Below are 18,756 nucleotides of genomic sequence, written 5' to 3' on the forward strand. Positions count from 1 at the left end.
ATTTTTTTTGGAATTATTACAACATTTAGACTTGATTTAGTCTATCTTTTATCATTCGTTTTTGTCATCTCCCTTTTTAAAACCAATTAATTTTCTGTATTTTGATTCCGTTTCTTTTAATTCTTCCTCTAATTTTTTATATTCACTAATATCTCTTATAGTTACAACAGCAGCTACTACTTTCTCATTTTGATCAATTAATGGTCTACCACTTATAAGCACACGTTTTTTTTCTTTGGAAATTGGATTCCAAAGAACTACATCTATATCATTTGTTTCTTCACCTTCTAATGCACGTGCCATTGGTAAATGTTGAGAGGGAAAAATAGTTTTCTCATCTGGAAAATAAAGTTCAAATTGGTCTGTTAGATTTACAGGAATGCTATTATTTTCTTCAATCCCAAATATTTCATTCGCCATATAATTTGCCATTATGATTTGCTTATCAGAATTGGCTACAATTACACCTTCGCTTATATTATCTATTATTAAACGTAATTTTTCTTCGTTTTCATATAGGTCATTTATTATTTGCTTATTATCTGTTATATCTCTTAAGAAGCCTATGAAAAATATTTTTTCTCCCATTTTTACTGGAGAAACACTTATAGATACTGGAAATTCTACTCCTTTTTTATTTATAGCTTCCATTTCGGTAGATTTATTTATTATAGGACTTATACCTTCAGTCATATATTTTTTCATTTCTTTTTTGTGTGTTGCTCTGTATCGTGAAGGAATTATATATTCATATATTGGTTTACCAATTACTTCTGTATCCTTCCATCCAAATATTGATTCGGCTTTAGTATTCCATCTTAATATTTTACTTTGCGAATCTATTATGATAATTGGATCAGGTGCACCATCAAAAAAAGTTTGTAATTGTTGTTCATCTTCTTTAAGTTTTTGTGTGTAGTTTTTAAGTTTTTCATCATCAATTACTTTTTGGGTAATATCACGAGCTACTCCATACATTATTCCCGTTTTTATATCTACTGTTGTGTTCCAATTTAACCATATTTTAGAACCATCTTTACGACGTGAAAGATCTATCCAATTAACCATAGATTCGCCTTTTAATAACTTTGAAACAACATCTTTAGCTTGTTCTACGTTACCCGTTAATTCATAAAATGATAAGGCATCCATTTCTTTTTGGCTATATCCCATTGTTTTTGAAAATGCGGGGTTTACTTTAATAAAATGATCTTCTTTTCCTACTACAAGCATATCAAATGACATATTAAAAAACGTATTTGCCATTTTAAGAGACTTTTCATTTTCAACTAATTTTGTTACGTCACGTGCTACAGTATACATCATATCTGTTCTAACATCATAAGTGCTTGTCCAGTCTAACCATTTGTATGATCCGTCCTTACATCTAGCTCTGGCTCTATGGTTTAAAAGCGATACTCCTTTTTGTAATTTTTTAATAGCATCGACTGATGCTTTTATATCATCTGGATGTGTGAAAGATAAAAAAGTTTTATTATTCATATCTTTTTGTTCGTATCCAAGTGTTTTAGTGAAGGCAGGATTAACTTTGATGAAATAATCTCCTTTGCCAACTATTAGCATATCATAAGACATCATAAAAAAATTATCTGCAAATATTAAAGATTTTTCATTTTCTTTTGCTTCTGTTACATCTCTAGCTATTGCATATAATAAACCAGTTGCAAGATCAGTGGATGCAGACCATTCAAACCATTTAACTGAACCGTCTTTACAAATCCATCTATTTTCAAATTGACTTGTTAAAGCACCTGTTTTTAGTTTATCAATTTCCTTTTGTGTAATTAAGATATCTTCAGGTTCTACAAATGAAATAAATGGTTGGTTAAGCAATTCTTCAGAGCTATAACCAAGTAGTTTACTCATAGTTGGGTTTATTTTAATAAACTTATCATTTGAGGCAATAACCATTATGTCTAAGGACATATTAAAAAACTTGTCGGATGTTTTGAGTGAAATTTCTAATTTCTTTCTATCTGTAATATCGGTAGATATTCCACCAATAGCATATATTCTTCCATTCGAATCATACAAAGGAAATTTTACTGCGATATAGGTATGGTTTCCATCTGATAATTCAATAGTTTCTTCTGTTTTTAATTCTTTAAGTTGTTTTACTACTTCTAAATCTGAACTTCTATATACATCTGCGATTTTTTTAGGTAAAAAGTCGTGGTCTGTTTTTCCAATAATTTGTTCATTAGTAATTTTAAACAATGATTCACACTGCTTGTTTATTAATAGATACTCCCCGTTTATTTTTTTTACGAAAATCGGATTAGTTGTGTTGTCTATTATTGACTGTAAAAGTTGCTTGTTTTCTAAAAGTAAATTTTGGGATTGATTTTTAGCTTTTAATTGTGATTTAATGATAAAATACACAATTACCAACAGTATTATTGAGAGAATTAATAAGGAGAGTTCTATCCACTCTAATACAGAATCCATTGTTTTGTCCCTTTTAATGTCAAGTCTGGATATGAATATTAAGCCTGCAGCAATAACAACTAAAACATTAATTACAAAACCTAGGAATATTTTTTTTTCAAATGAAATTTTCATGTTCTTAGTGTATTAAAATTATACTGACATAAACTTAATTGGAAATTATAAAACGGCTAAATTTATATGAAAGTTAGTGATTATTATTTAATTTATTTGAATCGTTGTCCTAATCGGATGAATTTTGTATTAAGTGAAGTATTATAAATTTGGACTCTTTTTATTATTATATCAAACATAGTGGAGTTTGAGAAAAACTTTGCGAACTTTACACTCAAATAAAAGAACAGATGAAAATAAATTTAAAAAACGGAATCGATAAACTCCTTTTTGGTATGAAACAAAAGGATGTTACAGCTATTTATGGTAAACCAGATAGAAATTACAAAGATGAAGATGACAATGTGATTTTTGCGTATAATTCACTTAAAATTCGTTTGACTTTCTATAAAGAAGAAGAATTTAAATTGGGGTATATGGTTGCGTCGAGTTCAGATCTGGAACTCTCTGGCAATAAAATTATCGGTAGAAACATTAATGACGTCAAAAAAGAATTAACACAAAAGGGACTTACTAAATTCACCCAGGAAGAGTTTGACACTTTCGAGAACTATTTTAATGAAGATAATTGGATTATTCTTCAGACAGAATTTGACGAGGTCGTTAAGTTTGAAATTGGAGCAATTATTAATGATAAAGACGAATTTGATTGGAAATTTGGAAAGAAATAATTTAAATTTAAAAGGCTCAAAGAGGCACTTATATTTTTTCTAAATTAGTATTGATAAATCAAAAAAGGCACATAGAAAATTTACTATGTGCCTTTTTAATTTATTCATTTTAATTTAAAATTGTCTCAATTAGTTATTATTTAATTAACTTATTTATGGGTTGTAGTCTTATTTTCAAACATTTCTAATTCAAATATAAGTGTTGTGTTTGGAGGAATAACATCACCAGCACCTCTTTCACCATATGCTAGATTTGAAGGTATAAAAAGCACTACTTTGTCACCATAATTCATAAGACTTAAACCTTCTATGAATCCAGGAATCATACCTTCTTTTTTACCTGCTTCAAAGGGAAAAGGTTGATATCCATTATGAGCTGCTCTGTTGGCATCATATTTACCAAATTCTTTATTTACGTCTTCATAACTGCTGTCAAAAAGATTGCCGTCTTCAAAATAACCTGCATAATGAAATAGAAATGTCGAACCATCAACGGGTTTTACCCCAGTTCCTTTTTTTACAATCTTATATGTTAATCCGGTAGCTGTGGTGGTCGCACTCTCTTTGGTGCTTTTAAAGTAGGCTGCTTTTGAAGTTATTACACCTTCGTATTTTTCATTGTGTATTCTTTTGTTTTCTGCTTCAACGGCCTCTTGTTTCTTTTTGTTTTCCGCTTCTATTTCTGCTTGTCTCTTAGCATCTTCGGCTTTGTTCTCAAAATAAACGGAGAAAATTTTTGGAGCATTAAAAAGTTTTGCCAATTTTCCTTTTCTTGTAATTGAAATTTTTAGGATAACATCATCTTGAACAATGCTGTTTACAATTTTCATTCCTTCGGTTACTTCACCAAAAATAGTGTGTTTTCCATTTAACCAAGGTGTATCTTTATGGGTAATGAAAAACTGACTTCCATTTGTTGTTGGGCCGGAATTGGCCATAGCCAAAAGACCCGCTTTGTCAAATTTTACATCAGAAAATTCATCTTTGAAAGCATAACCTGGTCCTCCAGAACCATTTCCAGTAGGATCACCACCTTGAATCATAAAATTATTGATTACCCTGTGAAATTTTAAACCATCATAAAATGGTTTTCCTATTAGTTTTTCATCGGTTACAAAAGTATTTTTACCTTCGGCAAGTGAGATGAAATTTGCAACTGTAACGGGTGCTTTATTATAATCTAATTGTATTGTAATATCACCTTTGTTTGTCGTTATAGTTGCAAATATCCCTTCAATTACTACGGCTTTTTTTACTGAGGCTTTAGCAATTGTAGTTGGTTTTTTGTTTACAGGTGTTTTTTTAGAACTCTGAGCTTGAACGTTCAACATTCCTAAGAATACTAAAAAGAGAATTTTAAATTTCATGTTTTTTAATTTAAGGTCTTTTATATTTTATAAACTTATTGTGGCATTTCACCCATTAATTCGATTTCGAAAATAATATTTGCATTTGGCGGGATTGCATCACCTGCACCACCTGCTCCATAAGCTAAATGTGCTGGAATGAAAAGTATTGCTTTGTCACCAAAAGACAACTTTTCTAAACCTTCAATAAATCCAGGAATCATTCCGTCTTTACGCCCTGCTTGGAAAGGAATAGGTTGGTAACCATTCTGAGCCGCTCTATTTTGATCAAATTTACCAAAAGTTTGAGAAACACTTTCTATACTACTATCAAAAAGCTCTCCATCTTCAAGAAAACCTGCATAATGAATATAAAGATGAGTCCCGTTTGTTGGTTTTTTACCGCCGCTTTTTTTAGTAATAACATATTTAAGTCCTGTAGGTGTTGTAGTTGCTTTGCTTTTCAATGCATTAAAATAACTAACTTTCTCTTCACGAACTTCTTTGTATTTTTCGTTGTATTCTTTTTTGTTGAGTGCATCAAGAGCTTGTTTTTTCTTTTGATTTTCTGATTCAACAGAGAAATAATTATAAAAAGTTTTTACTGCATTGAATTTTTTTGCTGCTTCACCATTTCTAATTATAGTAACTTTATTGATGTAATCATTTTGTTCAATTAAGTTAACGACATCCATTCCTTTATCAACAACATGCCCAAAAACAGTATGTTTCCCGTCTAACCATGGAGTTGCAAGATGTGTTATGAAAAACTGACTACTATTTGTCATTGGTCCGTTATTGGCCATAGCCAAAACTCCTCCTTTGTCAAATAACAAATCGGAGAACTCATCTTTAAATTTGTATCCAGTATCTCCTGACCCCGTTCCTAAAGGATCACCAGTTTGTATCATAAAATCCTTTATTACCCTATGGAATTTTAAACCATCAAAAAAAGGTCTTCCTTTTAAGTTGTTATTGGTTACAAAATCATTTTTACCTTCGGCTAAAGTGATATAATTGGCAACTGTAATAGGTGCTTTTTTATAGTCTAATTTCACAATGATTTCTCCTTTGTTTGTATCAATTTTAGCATATAGTCCATCAGGAAGATTGCTATGGTCCTCTTTACAAGAGAATAATGTTGCGATAACAAGTAACAAGGATAGGATTCTTTTTTTCATGAGTAGTTAATATTTGTTTTTTTAAAGGAATATGGAATTGCTTCACCTGTTCACAAAAGCTAGGGTCGTATATCTTAATCCGTTTTTGAATTCCAATTTCGATATGCTTCTTTCATAAGTAAGTTGATTACTTACTCTTTTACGGTATCGATTGGTTTATTTTCGGTTTTAATTTGTTTTTTTACTGGAGCTGGAGATTGTGAATTGTCCTGAAGAATATCGTTATTTATAGTGCTTTCAGGTCCAGTTGTTTTTATAGTTTTTTTCTTTTTTACAGCAGTTTCAGGTTTGAAATCATGAAGCTTTACAGTACAAAGTAAAGGTTGGTTCATACCTATTTTTTTATTGTCACCATGATAACCATATGCCATATGTGATGGAAAAAGGAAATTCACTTTTTCGTTTTTACGCATTAGTTTTATACCGTCTCTTATTCCCATCATAATATCCTGTTTGTCAACAAAATATATTTGTGGCTTAAGTTCTAACTCTGTATAGATAATATTTCCATTAATGTCTTTAATTTCAAAATCAAAGAAAGCAACATCCCCTTTTTTAGGTGTTAGTGTGTCAAGTTCATTTCTGGTTTCATAAGAATACCAATATCCTTTTGCTGAAGTAAAGTACTCCGTTGTTGGATTGTTTTTGATTATTGTTTTGATTTGATCTTCCTCGCTTGCAACTAGTTTTTTATTTCGAATAACTGATTTCTTCATAAAACTACCTGAGCTTTGTGAAAGTGGTCTTCTAGCATCCTGATGTTGTTTACAACTGGATGCAATTAGCAATGAGCAAAAAGAAATAGCAATTAACTTGTTAATTTTCATGATATTTTAAATCGTTAGTTTTGATACTAAATTCTCAAACTTCTGAATTGTTTCTTCCATCGATAAGTCCGATTTTCCTCCAGCAGCATTAATATGTCCTCCTCCATTAAAATGGTCTCTAGCAAATTGATTGACATCAAACCCAGCTTGAGAGCGGAAAGAAATTTTGATAATTTTCTCGTCTTTATTTTCTATAAATATAGCAGTAAATATGATATCTTTTATGCTTAAACCATAATTAACGATGCCTTCAGTATCACCTTTAACATAATTAAAAGTATTCAGTTCTTCTTGTGTTAAAGTACTGTAAGAAGTTTTATGGCTTGCTAAAACTTTTAGGTTTTGAAGTGCTCTCCCTAATAATTGTAAACGGCTATAAGAGCTATTATCAAAAAGTAATGTTGGAATTTTTGTGTTTTCAACCCCTAAATCGATTAATTCAGCAATAATACGATGTGTGTTTCCAGTTGTTCCTGTATAACGAAACGAACCAGAATCTGTAAGTATTCCAGTGTAAATACAAGTTCCAATAGTAGCATCGATATCTTCTTTTTTATCCAAAAGAGAAATGAAGTTATAAAGCATCTCGCAGGTCGATCCAAAAGAGGTGTCCGAATAGGTATAAGTCGAATAATCATCCGGTTTTTGATGGTGATCAATCATTATAAATGGAGCTTTCATTTTTACTAGAACGTGTTCCATTTCTCCTACACGGTGCAAAGCATTGAAATCTAACGTAAAAATTAGATCAGACTCCTCAAGTATTTTAGTGCAGTTTTCTTTGTCTTTTTCGAATATTTTAACGGTTTCTGAACCAGGAAGCCAAGCCAGGAAATCAGGGAATTCGTTTGGAGCAATTACTGTAGGGAAATGATTGTTTTTTAATAAAAAATGATATAATCCTAGAGTAGAGCCCATAGCGTCGCCGTCAGGGCTACGGTGTGGAATGATTGCTATTTTTTTTGGCGTTGCTAATAACAACTGTATCGCTTGAATGTCTTGTATTTTCATAGTATGCGAAATTACATTTTTTAATGTAAAGATTAAAATCATTTAAAAATTTTCGCGTTATTATATCAAAAATTCTCCAGTTCTTTTCTTCTCATTTTTTGATACAAACGTGATTTTGCCCCTTTTACAATTTGAGCTTTGTAAATTCCCACTGATCCTGAAGTGAAATAAGCAATAAGGCAGGCGATACCAATATATAAACCACCTTGAATTCCAAAAAGCTCCATTCCCATTATCGTACAAGCTATAGGTGTATGTGTAGCACCAGAAAAAACAGCGACAAATCCCATTCCTGCTAATAGTGCAATAGGAAGTGGTATAAAAGGAGATAATGCACTACCTAATGTAGCACCCACGAAGAATAAAGGAGTCACTTCCCCACCTTTAAATCCTGCACCAAGAGTAAATCCTGTAAAGAGTATTTTGATTAGAAAGTCGTAAGCTGTATTTGGATTCGAAAAAGAGTCAACAATGACAGGTATTCCAAGTCCAATGTATTTTGTGGTGCCAATGAAGTAAACAGCTAAAGTAAGTATACAACCTCCAATAAAAGGACGTAATGGAGGATATTTTATGGTTTTCGAAAATAAATCAGTCCATAAATGTGTACTTCTAGAAAATAACATAGCTGCAAAACCAAATAAAGCGCTTGCGAAAATGACCCAAAAGAGAATTTGAAAGTTCAGTTCAGGCACAATAGGAATGGCGTAATGAGTATGTTCAACTTTCCAGAATTCAACTGTGTAATACGCTATGAAGGCCACTAAAAATGACAATATTGTGCTTTTGAAACTTACTTTGCTAAAATATAAAACCTCTAATGCAAATACGGCTCCAGCTAATGGAGTTCCAAAAACAGAAGCGAATCCTGCACTAATCCCTAAAATCAACAATGTCTTTCTGTCAGTAGCTTTGAGTTTAAAGAGGGCCGTAAATTGATCAGCTATTGCACCGCCCATTTGTACAGCAGTACCTTCACGTCCTGCTGAACCTCCAAATAAATGCGTTATTAATGTGCCAATAAGAACTAAAGGCACCATTTTTAGAGGAACTGTTTTTTGAGGGGTTTCATATTCTTCCAGCAATAGATTATTGCCTTTTACAACTGATGCTCCATAATAATGATATACAAGACCTATAAGCAAACCTCCAATTGGTAAAAACCAAATCAGCCAATTAGTATGTTCTCTATATTGAGTAACCCATTCTAAGGAAACTAAAAAAAAGGCAGATGCCGAGCCAGATAAAAAACCTATCAGGACACATATTAAGATCCATAAAAGAACAAGATGGGTGGTTTTTTTAAAATTCATTATTTTAATACGGTGCTATTCAGTACTTTTTTTGCTAAAGTATTACAATCCTTTATATTTTTAATGCATTTCAGTAACTACTGCGGTAAATTCTATTTCTACTAGGTATTCAGGAGCAATTAATTTGCTAATTTCATAAAAACCTGTTGCTGGCTTTATATCTTTAAAATAAGAGGAGTGCGCCAGGGCTACAGCTTCAAATGTAGTGATGTCTGTGGTAAAAATCCTTGTTCTTATTACATCTTTTATGTTGACATTTAGGTCTTCGAGCACTTTCTCTACTCTTTCAAGAATATTAAGCGTTTGAGCGTAAGCATCATTGGCTTTTATTTTTTCTCCGTCTACTATGGCAACTGTTCCGGATACTTCAATGTAATTTCCTATGCGTACCGCTCGACAATAGCCCATTTTATCTTCCCATAGGGAACCGGTCAATATGTTTTCTCTGTTCATTTTAATTGTTTTTCCAGCTTATATATTAATTAAGTCAGTCCGATTTTTAAAAATTGGTATGTTTTTTGCAATTTGTAAAAGCAGTGAAATGAAAAACCATTGATTTTTATATTTTTTTTAAAAACAATTTAGTATTAAACGCTTTTGAGGTGTCCTGTATTCTAAAAACGCATTAAAAAAAAATATAGTTATAATAGAAAGTTAAATAACATCATTTTTAACATTAAATGAAATCGGTTTTTTATTTTTAAAAAATATTAAATAATTCACAAGTAAATATTATCGTCATGATACGAATCCTTTTTTTTATTTTAATGGTTGGGATGTCCTTTAGTGGATATTCGCAAATTGAATCAAACACTAAGTTTAAATCTATACCTCCCAAGAATACAGATATTAAGCCTAAAAAGATAATTCCACCAGTTCCTGAAAAACCAGCAAAAGTTACTCCAAAAGCGACACCAAAAATTACTGAATATCCGGATTTAGATAAGCCAAAACCGGCTCCACTTTCAATGGTTCCAAAGGACGAATTTATCAATCCCGGAGATGCTGTAAAAGATAGATTAAATAAAAAGGAACCTTTTCCTGAAGGTGTTTTTTATAGAAGGAATCAAAATTTAGGAAGTTTTAAAACGAGTGCAGTTGTTTCAAAAGTGCTTTATCGTGATGCTGCCTATGTTGATGGAGATAAGATACGAGTCTATTTAAATGACAAGGTTATCCAATACGAAGTGTATTTAGACAGTAATTTCAAAGGATTTGAAATAGTGTTAGAAAAAGGGATTAATAAAATTGATTTCGAAGCTTTGAATCAAGGGGAATCTGGGCCTAATACTGCTGAATTTCAGGTTTATGACGATAAGGGAGTTGTGATTTCTGCGAGTCAATGGAATCTTGGGACCGGTTTTAAAGCGACTATTATTCTTATAAAGGAATAACAATGTTTGAAATCGTTTATTCATTATTCGAATAATAAAGGGACAATGTAATTTTAATGTCGAAAATAAATTCAATTTTTTTAAAATTCAATTTTTGAATTCCAAATTTAAAAAGTATTTTTGCGCATGCAACACAACGTACTTATTTTAGATTTCGGATCGCAATATACTCAACTTATTGCGCGTAGAGTTCGCGAATTAAATATATTCTGCGAAATTTTTCCATACAATCATTTTCCGAGTGATTTATCAAGTTATAAAGCCGTAATTCTTGGAGGAAGTCCATTTTCTGTTCGTGCAGAAGATGCTCCGCATCCAGATTTATCTCAAATTAGAGGAAAACTTCCTGTGCTTGCCGTATGTTACGGTGCGCAATATCTAGCACATTTTAGTGGTGGAGAAGTAGCTGCTTCAAATACAAGAGAATATGGTAGAGCTAATTTATCATATATTAAGGAAAACGAAGTTTTCTTTGATGGTATTTCTGAAAACAGCCAGGTTTGGATGAGTCATAGTGACAGTGTAAAAGCATTGCCAACTAATGGAGTGAAGCTTGCGAGTACACATGATGTGGAATTTGCAGCTTACAAAATTGAGGGTGAAACAACTTACGCTATTCAATATCATCCTGAAGTTTTTCACTCTACTGATGGATCGAAAATGTTAGAGAATTTCTTGGTTAAAATCGCCGAAGTTCCTCAAAATTTCACGCCAAATGCTTTTGTTGAAGAAATGGTTTCTGAATTAAAAGAGAAATTACAAGACGATAAAGTAGTTCTAGGACTTTCAGGAGGAGTAGATTCTACTGTAGCTGCGGTGTTATTGCATCAAGCGATTGGTAAAAATTTATACTGTGTTTTTGTAAATAATGGTTTGCTTCGTAAAAACGAATACCAGAGTGTATTAGATCAATACAAAGGAATGGGATTGAATGTTAAAGGAGTAGATGCGGGAGATCGTTTTCTATCTGAATTAGCAGGTGTAAGTGATCCAGAAACCAAACGTAAAATTATTGGTAGAGTTTTTATCGAAGTTTTTGATGACGAATCTCACCTTATTGAAGATGTGAAATGGTTAGCACAAGGAACAATATATCCTGATGTTATTGAATCGGTTTCTGTAAAAGGACCTTCAGCAACTATAAAGTCTCATCATAACGTAGGTGGTTTGCCTGATTATATGAAATTGAAAATTGTTGAACCTTTACGTATGCTTTTTAAAGATGAAGTACGTAGAGTGGGAGCATCATTAGGAATAGATCCAGAATTATTAGGAAGACATCCTTTCCCTGGGCCAGGATTGTCAATACGAATATTAGGAGATATAACTCCAGAGAAAGTAAGCATATTACAAGATGTAGATGCAGTATTTATTGATGGATTGAAATCTTGGGGATTATACGATAAAGTATGGCAAGCAGGAGCTATTTTACTTCCTGTAAATAGTGTAGGGGTAATGGGAGATGAGCGTACTTATGAAAAAGTAATTGCGCTTCGTGCTGTTGAATCTACTGATGGGATGACTGCTGACTGGGTTCACTTACCTTATGAGTTCTTAATGAAAGTATCTAATGATATTATCAATAAAGTAAAAGGAGTAAATCGTGTAGTTTATGATATTAGTTCTAAGCCACCAGCTACAATTGAGTGGGAATAGTGGTTTGATTTAGTGTTGTTTACACTTAAAACCATTGTTCTAAATTTTTCTATATAAACGGTATCAAATTAATTGGAATAAAATTTGATACCGTTTCATTGTTATTAATCGAATAATTTTTACATATATAAAGGATGAAGTATTTTTTTACAATTTGCATTGTTGGTTTATTGTCTACGTTTAGTGTATTTTCTCAAGGAAGGCACATTACTCATACAGTAGAAAAAGGTGAAACCATAAACCAGATAGCTCAAAAGTATAGCGTAACTCCTTATGATATTTATCAATTAAATCCGGATGCTCAAAGCGGTTTAAAACCGAATAGTGTATTGCTTATTCCAAAAAAGTCAACTAAGGAAATCACAAATGTGCAGGCCGAAAAAACATCTAATGAAAGAACGCATGAAGTAGTTGCTAAAGAAACTTTGTACGGAATCGAAAAAATGTATGGAGTTTCAGATGAAGATTTGAAAAAAGCCAACCCCAATATAGAACTTTATGGTTTGCAAATAGGTCAAATATTAACCATACCTTCTAAAAACAGTATAAAAAAAGCGACTCAGGTTCAAGATAAATTAATCTATCATGACGTACTTCCAAAAGAAACTAAATATTCTATTGCTAAGCAATATGGTATTACTATCGAAGAATTGGAAAAACGCAATCCTGAAATTGTAGCTAATTTGCCAATTGGATTTAAGTTGTTAATTAAAGGGAATGCTCCTAAAGTAGTTAAAGTTGCTGAAGTGGCTGAAGTAACTGAAGCTAAAAAAGAAATTCTTAAATCGAATCCAATAATTGCTCCTACAGTTATAGAGTATTTAAGCTACGAGGTGAAACCAAAAGAAACACTTTACAGTCTTTCAAAAATGTTTGAAATGACTCAGGAAGAATTAATCAGTCTTAATCCTGAATTAAAGAATGGAGTTGAGATTGGGATGCTATTAAAGGTTCCTTCGAAAACTTCAATTTTAAATGATTCCAAAAAAGAATATTCATCATTATCTAAGATCATAAGTGATGGCAAGCGTAAAAAAATGGCGTTGCTATTACCTTTTAATATTTCTAATATCGAAAGTGACACGGTAAATTCAACTAGTACTCGATTGAAAAAAGATAAGTTTTTGAATATGACCTTAGATTTTTATTCTGGAGTTTTGATGGCTATAGATTCTGCTAAAGTATTAGGTCTTCCTATCGACGTTAGTATTTTTGATTCACAAGAGACTAAAAACAATTCCAATATTGCTGCTATTGTACAAAAAAACAAATTACATACTTACAACGCTATTGTTGGGCCATTTTATCAAAGTAATGCCGAAACTATCGCTGTAATGCTTAAGGAGTATAATGTTCCAGTTATTTCTCCTTTGTCAAAAGATGTAGGGAATCCATACTCTAATTTATACCAAACTATTCCAACAAACGAAGCGGTGAAAAACACTATGTTCGAATATATGCGTGCAAACAATGGAAACATTATAGCGGTAGTCGATAAGAAAAAAGAATCCATTATTCAATATATTAAGGAATATCAAAAAGGAGTTCCCTTTGTTGCTTTTAATAGTAATGGAAGTGTGTCCGCAGATAATCTAAAAAGTTTATTGGTAAAAGATAAAATGAATTATGTTGTTATGGAAACAGGAAATACCTGGATGATAAAAACAACAATTGCATCTATGTTGAGTTCAATGACCGACTATCGTGTTCAGTTAGTAATTTTAGAAACTAACGAGACTTTAAATACGGATGAAATTAACTTTTTGAATCTTACCAAATTAAAATTAATGTATCCTTCTGTAACTCGCGAAAACGAATCTCCAGAAGCAGTTATTTTCGATAAGGAATATAAAAAGAATAATAATGTTTTTCCAAGTGCTTTTGCAACCAGAGGATTCGATGTGACTTTTGATACGATGATGCGATTAGTACAAAACACAAAATTTGAAGAAACGGTAAATTCTGTTGCAACGAAGCAGATTGACAGTAAATTTGAATATTATAAAAAAGAAGATGGAGGCTATACTAATAAAGGGGTCTTTATTTTGTATTACGATACCGACTTGATTATAAAAGAAGCAAAATAAAATAGTGTTCAGTTTTTAGTGGCGAGTGTTCAGCTTGAAACCTCTAACTTTTAACTTCAAACCCGTAACTTATAACTAAAAAGAAATGACTTCAAAAGTAACCTACATAGGTGAGTTAAGAACTTCATCAATACATTTGCAATCTGGAAACGAAATTATTTCAGATGCCCCAATAGATAATAACGGTAAAGGAGAAGCTTTTTCTCCAACAGATACTGTTGCAAATGCATTAGCAAGTTGTATGATGACTATTATGGGAATCAAAGCTCGTGATATGGAAGTGGATATGGCAGGTGCTACCGCTTCGGTTACTAAAATAATGAATGGGGAGCCGAGAAGAATTGGTGCTATAGAAATCACATTCGAAATGAATATTGAAGTTGATCAAAAAAACAAAGTCATTCTTGAAAGAGCCGCAATGACTTGTCCGGTTTTCTTGAGTTTGAATACTGATATTGAGAAACGCATCGTTTTTAATTGGAAATAACCAGAAATTAGAAAGACGATGACAAATATAAGTCAGCGGTCATCAAACGTATTTTTCAATTTATGGATTAAATGTTGAAATTTATGGATTAAATGTTAAATCTAAAACTTTAAACCTGAAACTTGGATAAAAATCAATTACAGTTAGTGAAGCTAGCTCATACAAAAATGCCTTTTGGAAAATATGAAGGCAAATTCCTTATAGATTTACCGGAATATTATGTTGTATGGTATCATAATAAAGGTTTCCCAAAAGGGGAATTAGGAGAGCAGTTGAAATTGATTTATGAGCTGAAACTAAATGGACTCGAAGAATTAATACGGAATATTAAAAAAAGATACCCAAAACCTCATTAGTTTTTAAATTAATGAGGTTTTAATTTAAAATTTGGTGCGTTAAACAATTGTCAATTTTCAAAATTATCTCTTTTCCAAATTAGCATATTCTCAATTTATAATCGTATTTTTGCCAAGTTTTTTACACAACTACAAAACAAACAACAATAGAATGAATCAAACGAAATATATTTTTGTTACCGGCGGTGTGACTTCTTCTTTAGGGAAAGGAATTATTGCAGCGTCTTTAGCAAAATTGTTACAAGCAAGAGGGTATAGAACAACTATACAAAAGTTCGACCCTTATTTAAATGTTGACCCAGGAACTTTAAATCCATATGAACACGGAGAGTGTTATGTGACTGATGATGGTGCCGAAACCGATTTAGATTTAGGTCACTATGAGCGTTTTTTAAACGTTCCTACTTCTCAAGCCAATAACGTTACTACAGGAAGAATATATCTTTCGGTTATTGAAAAAGAAAGAAGAGGAGAGTTTCTTGGAAAAACGGTTCAAGTTGTGCCACATATTACCAATGAAATTAAAGACAGAATGCAATTGCTTGGTAATTCAGGTGATTTTGATATTGTGATTACTGAAATAGGAGGAACTGTTGGAGATATTGAATCTTTGCCTTATATCGAATCTGTACGTCAATTAGTATGGGATTTAGGTGAAAGTAACGCTATTGTTATTCATTTAACTTTAGTGCCTTATTTAGCTGCAGCGGGTGAGTTGAAAACTAAACCTACTCAGCATTCAGTGAAAACTTTAATGGAAAGCGGAATTAAAGCTGATATTTTAGTTTGTAGAACTGAACATGAAATATCTGACGAAATTCGTAATAAATTAGCATTGTTTTGTAATGTAAAAAGAGAAGCTGTTATTCAATCTATTGATGCTGCTACTATTTATGAAGTGCCTAATTTAATGTTAGAAGAAGGTCTTGATGTAGTGGCGCTTAAAAAATTAGATTTGCCTAAAAAAGCGGCTCCAGATTTAAAAAACTGGAATACTTTTCTACGTCGAATTAAAAATCCTAAGCATACAATAAATATTGGATTGATTGGTAAATATGTAGAAATGCAAGATTGTTACAAATCAATTTTGGAATCTTTCATTCATGCAGGTGCTGCTAATGAAACAAAAGTAAATGTAATTTCTATTCATTCTGAGCATATTGATGCTGATAATATTGAAGAGAAATTAAAAGGTCTTGATGGTGTTCTTGTTGCGCCAGGTTTTGGTGAAAGAGGTATCGAAGGAAAAATTGCTGCTGTTCGTTACGCACGTGAGAATAAAGTTCCTTTCTTCGGAATTTGTTTGGGAATGCAAATGGCCGTTATCGAATATTCAAGAAATGTTCTAGGGTTTGCTGATGCAAATTCTACTGAAATGAATGAAAACACGAAACATCCAGTTGTTAACTTGATGGAAGAGCAAAAAACGATTACTGATAAAGGTGGGACAATGCGTCTTGGGGCTTGGAAATGTGATATCAAAGAAGATACTTTAGCATATAGTATTTATGGTAAAACTTCTATTTCTGAACGTCACCGTCACCGTTATGAGTATAACAATGAATATGCTAGTGCATTGGAAAATGCAGGATTAAAATCTTCAGGTGTAAATCCAGATACGGGTTTGGTAGAGATTGTAGAATTAGAAAACCATCCTTTTTTCATCGGGGTTCAATACCATCCTGAATATAAAAGTACAGTTGCAAACCCACATCCTTTATTCGTGAGTTTTGTTGCTGCTGCCGTAAAAGAAAAAAAGAAATAATATTTCTGTAATCCGTTTTTAGTTGTAGATTACAACAGTTAAAAACAAAATAATAATGCCCTGGTTTAACGTTTTTATAAAAACTTTAAATCTTAAACTTTGAACTAAAATTAGAATGGAACAAAAAAAATTAGACCTGAATTCGATTATAGGTTTTGTATTGATTTTTGGAATTTTGATATGGATTATGTATCAAAACCAACCTACAGAAGCTGACCTAGCTGCTGAAAAAGCTAAAAAAGAATTAGTAGTTAAAGAAGAAACTAAAGCCAAAGAAACAGTGGCGCAAGTTGTGGCTACTGATGCAGCTGTAACTACTGGAGATACTTTACAACTAGCTCAATTACAAAAATCACTTGGGAATTTTGCTTATTCAGCGACACTTCCTTCAGCAACAGCTGCTTTTACCACGATTGAAAATGAAATGGTAAAATTGAAAATTGCTAATAAAGGAGGATATATTGTTGAATTGGTTTTGAAAAACCATGAGAAATTTAAGAAAGGTTCTGGAGAATTAGTTGAATTGATAAAAGACAACAATGCCAATTTTAATATTCAATTACTAACTAGCGATAATCGTACATTAAACACAAAAGACCTGTTTTTTGAGCCAACACTAACTAAAAATGGTGCTGATCAAATTTTGTCAATGCGTTTGAAAGCGGGTGAAAATGAGTTTCTTGAATACAAATATGTATTGAAACCGAATGAGTATATGATTGATTTCGATATTCGCTCTCAAGGTTTAAATAAAGTATTGAACACTTCTAAATCATTGGACTTACAGTGGGATTTGAAAACGAATAGAAATGAGAAAAGTGTTTCTTATGAAAATCGTTATACTGAAGTTGCTTACCAATATGAAGAGGATAAACATAATTATGTAGGGCAAGGTGATGATAAAGAAGAAACTCCTGAAAAAGTAAGTTATATTGCTTTTAAGCAACATTTCTTTTCTTCTATATTATTGACTAATACGCCTTTTGAAACTTCAATGTTAAAGTCTTATAATTTAGTTAAAGACGATGAAGTTGATACAACTTATACAAAACAATTTAAAGCTACTATTCCATTAGCATTTACAAATGGAGAGTTAGATTATAAAATGAATTGGTACTTTGGACCATCAGATTATAAGACTTTAAAAAGCTATGATAAAAATTTAGAGAAAATAATTCCATTAGGTTGGGGAATTTTCGGATGGATTAACAAATTTGTGTTTATTCCATTATTCGGATTTTTAAGTTCTTACATTGCTTATGGTATTGCAATTATCATTTTTACTGTTTTGATAAAAATTGCCATGTCTCCTATTACATATAAATCATTCTTGTCACAGGCAAAAATGAAAGTATTGCGTCCTGAAATTACTGAGTTAGGTGAGAAGTACAAGAAAGATGCTATGAAAAAGCAGCAAGAAACGATGAAGTTATACAACAAGGCTGGGGTTAATCCTATGGCAGGTTGTATTCCTGCTCTGATTCAGCTTCCTTTTATGTATGCCTCATTTCAGTTTTTCCCTTCGGCTTTTATCTTAAGACAAAAAAGCTTCCTTTGGGCAGATGATTTATCTTCATTTGATGAAATTGCTAAATTGCCTTTCCATATTCCTATGTACGGTAGTCATATTAGTTTGTTCCCAATATTAGCTGCAGTCGCTATTTTCTTCTATATGAAAATGACTTCAGGGGATCAACAAATGGCAGCTCCGCAACAAGAAGGTATGCCTGATATGGCAAAAATGATGAAAATCATGATTTACGTTTCGCCATTGATGATGTTAATTTTCTTCAATAGTTATGGTGCAGGATTGAGTTTATATAACTTTATATCTAACTTAATTACTATCGGAATTATGTTTGTAATTAAGAATTATATTGTTGACAGTGATAAGATTCACGCTCAAATTCAGGAGAATAAATTGAAAGAGCCTAAAAAACAAGGTAAGTTTCAACAAAAACTTCAAGAAGTTATGGCGCAGCAAGAAGCTATAAAAGCAGAACAAAAAAAGAAATAATATTTAAAAAAAAAATCCCGATTTTCGGGATTTTTTTGGTTTTAGGCATAATTTGTGCGATT

General features: G+C 31.9%; 15 protein-coding genes. 8 read left to right on the forward strand and 7 right to left on the reverse strand.

Going from position 1 to position 18,756, the window contains the following annotated elements; translation table 11 throughout:
- Window positions 1-51: 51 nt before the first annotated feature.
- Window positions 52-2,583 carry a PAS domain-containing protein gene (locus FLAK523_RS08315; protein ID WP_248902500.1) on the reverse strand — a complete coding sequence of 844 codons (2,532 nt, stop codon included), beginning with the start codon at window positions 2,581-2,583 and terminating at the stop codon, window positions 52-54.
- A gap of 230 nt (window positions 2,584-2,813) precedes the next feature.
- Here FLAK523_RS08315 and FLAK523_RS08320 point away from each other — a divergent pair, with 230 nt between their 5' ends.
- The gene (locus FLAK523_RS08320; RefSeq protein WP_248902501.1) at window positions 2,814-3,254 is read left to right on the forward strand and encodes a hypothetical protein; all 441 of its coding nucleotides are present in this window, start codon (window positions 2,814-2,816) and stop codon (window positions 3,252-3,254) included.
- Between the two features lie 149 nt (window positions 3,255-3,403).
- On the opposite strand, the gene FLAK523_RS08325 is transcribed toward FLAK523_RS08320, so the two are convergent.
- The 6 genes from FLAK523_RS08325 to FLAK523_RS08350 all read right to left on the reverse strand — a co-directional run bounded on the left by FLAK523_RS08325 (window position 3,404) and on the right by FLAK523_RS08350 (window position 9,385).
- Window positions 3,404-4,621 (reverse strand): peptidylprolyl isomerase, encoded by a 1,218-nt coding sequence (locus FLAK523_RS08325; protein WP_248902502.1) that lies wholly within the window; start codon window positions 4,619-4,621, stop codon window positions 3,404-3,406.
- A gap of 35 nt (window positions 4,622-4,656) precedes the next feature.
- Entirely contained in the window at window positions 4,657-5,781 is a 1,125-nt protein-coding gene (locus FLAK523_RS08330; RefSeq protein ID WP_248902504.1) for a peptidylprolyl isomerase, read from the reverse strand.
- Window positions 5,782-5,912: 131 nt separating this feature from the next.
- On the reverse strand, window positions 5,913-6,608 hold the full coding sequence (gene gldI, locus FLAK523_RS08335) for a gliding motility-associated peptidyl-prolyl isomerase GldI (protein WP_248902506.1): 696 nt from the start codon (window positions 6,606-6,608) through the stop codon (window positions 5,913-5,915).
- Between the two features lie 6 nt (window positions 6,609-6,614).
- Window positions 6,615-7,619 carry a bifunctional oligoribonuclease/PAP phosphatase NrnA gene (locus FLAK523_RS08340; RefSeq protein ID WP_248902508.1) on the reverse strand — a complete coding sequence of 335 codons (1,005 nt, stop codon included), beginning with the start codon at window positions 7,617-7,619 and terminating at the stop codon, window positions 6,615-6,617.
- A 65-nt stretch (window positions 7,620-7,684) separates the two neighbouring features.
- Window positions 7,685-8,932, reverse strand: coding sequence for a voltage-gated chloride channel family protein (locus FLAK523_RS08345; protein WP_248902510.1), 1,248 nt, complete (start codon window positions 8,930-8,932; stop codon window positions 7,685-7,687).
- 60 nt (window positions 8,933-8,992) lie between these two features.
- A complete protein-coding gene (locus tag FLAK523_RS08350) occupies window positions 8,993-9,385 on the reverse strand; it encodes a RidA family protein (RefSeq protein WP_248902512.1) in 393 nt (130 codons plus the stop codon).
- Window positions 9,386-9,672: 287 nt separating this feature from the next.
- Between FLAK523_RS08350 and FLAK523_RS08355 the strand changes: the two genes are divergently transcribed.
- The 7 genes from FLAK523_RS08355 to yidC all read left to right on the forward strand — a co-directional run bounded on the left by FLAK523_RS08355 (window position 9,673) and on the right by yidC (window position 18,694).
- Window positions 9,673-10,326: a hypothetical protein gene (locus tag FLAK523_RS08355; RefSeq protein ID WP_248902514.1), complete on the forward strand. Its 654-nt coding sequence runs from the start codon at window positions 9,673-9,675 to the stop codon at window positions 10,324-10,326.
- A gap of 126 nt (window positions 10,327-10,452) precedes the next feature.
- The gene (guaA, locus tag FLAK523_RS08360; protein WP_248902516.1) at window positions 10,453-11,982 is read left to right on the forward strand and encodes a glutamine-hydrolyzing GMP synthase; all 1,530 of its coding nucleotides are present in this window, start codon (window positions 10,453-10,455) and stop codon (window positions 11,980-11,982) included.
- A gap of 134 nt (window positions 11,983-12,116) precedes the next feature.
- Entirely contained in the window at window positions 12,117-14,069 is a 1,953-nt protein-coding gene (locus tag FLAK523_RS08365) for a LysM peptidoglycan-binding domain-containing protein (protein ID WP_248902519.1), read from the forward strand.
- An 85-nt stretch (window positions 14,070-14,154) separates the two neighbouring features.
- Window positions 14,155-14,556: an OsmC family protein gene (locus FLAK523_RS08370; protein ID WP_248902521.1), complete on the forward strand. Its 402-nt coding sequence runs from the start codon at window positions 14,155-14,157 to the stop codon at window positions 14,554-14,556.
- 122 nt (window positions 14,557-14,678) lie between these two features.
- Entirely contained in the window at window positions 14,679-14,912 is a 234-nt protein-coding gene (locus FLAK523_RS08375) for a DUF3820 family protein (protein WP_248902522.1), read from the forward strand.
- Between the two features lie 151 nt (window positions 14,913-15,063).
- The gene (locus FLAK523_RS08380; RefSeq protein ID WP_248902524.1) at window positions 15,064-16,677 is read left to right on the forward strand and encodes a CTP synthase; all 1,614 of its coding nucleotides are present in this window, start codon (window positions 15,064-15,066) and stop codon (window positions 16,675-16,677) included.
- A 115-nt stretch (window positions 16,678-16,792) separates the two neighbouring features.
- Window positions 16,793-18,694: a membrane protein insertase YidC gene (gene yidC / locus FLAK523_RS08385; protein ID WP_248902526.1), complete on the forward strand. Its 1,902-nt coding sequence runs from the start codon at window positions 16,793-16,795 to the stop codon at window positions 18,692-18,694.
- Window positions 18,695-18,756 lie beyond the last annotated feature (62 nt).

Source organism: Flavobacterium sp. K5-23, from assembly GCF_023278045.1.
Taxonomy (GTDB): domain Bacteria; phylum Bacteroidota; class Bacteroidia; order Flavobacteriales; family Flavobacteriaceae; genus Flavobacterium.

Bases quoted from the DNA above. Each gene is read 5' to 3' on its own strand.
- guaA (WP_248902516.1), top strand. From the start codon at position 10,453: ATGCAACACAACGTACTTATTTTAGATTTCGGATCGCAATATACTCAA.
- FLAK523_RS08350 (WP_248902512.1), bottom strand. From the start codon at position 9,385: ATGAACAGAGAAAACATATTGACCGGTTCCCTATGGGAAGATAAAATG.
- FLAK523_RS08355 (WP_248902514.1), top strand. From the start codon at position 9,673: ATGATACGAATCCTTTTTTTTATTTTAATGGTTGGGATGTCCTTTAGT.
- gldI (WP_248902506.1), bottom strand. From the start codon at position 6,608: ATGAAAATTAACAAGTTAATTGCTATTTCTTTTTGCTCATTGCTAATT.
- FLAK523_RS08320 (WP_248902501.1), top strand. From the start codon at position 2,814: ATGAAAATAAATTTAAAAAACGGAATCGATAAACTCCTTTTTGGTATG.
- FLAK523_RS08345 (WP_248902510.1), bottom strand. From the start codon at position 8,932: ATGAATTTTAAAAAAACCACCCATCTTGTTCTTTTATGGATCTTAATA.
- yidC (WP_248902526.1), top strand. From the start codon at position 16,793: ATGGAACAAAAAAAATTAGACCTGAATTCGATTATAGGTTTTGTATTG.
- FLAK523_RS08380 (WP_248902524.1), top strand. From the start codon at position 15,064: ATGAATCAAACGAAATATATTTTTGTTACCGGCGGTGTGACTTCTTCT.
- FLAK523_RS08365 (WP_248902519.1), top strand. From the start codon at position 12,117: ATGAAGTATTTTTTTACAATTTGCATTGTTGGTTTATTGTCTACGTTT.
- FLAK523_RS08340 (WP_248902508.1), bottom strand. From the start codon at position 7,619: ATGAAAATACAAGACATTCAAGCGATACAGTTGTTATTAGCAACGCCA.
- FLAK523_RS08315 (WP_248902500.1), bottom strand. From the start codon at position 2,583: ATGAAAATTTCATTTGAAAAAAAAATATTCCTAGGTTTTGTAATTAAT.
- FLAK523_RS08330 (WP_248902504.1), bottom strand. From the start codon at position 5,781: ATGAAAAAAAGAATCCTATCCTTGTTACTTGTTATCGCAACATTATTC.
- FLAK523_RS08325 (WP_248902502.1), bottom strand. From the start codon at position 4,621: ATGAAATTTAAAATTCTCTTTTTAGTATTCTTAGGAATGTTGAACGTT.
- FLAK523_RS08370 (WP_248902521.1), top strand. From the start codon at position 14,155: ATGACTTCAAAAGTAACCTACATAGGTGAGTTAAGAACTTCATCAATA.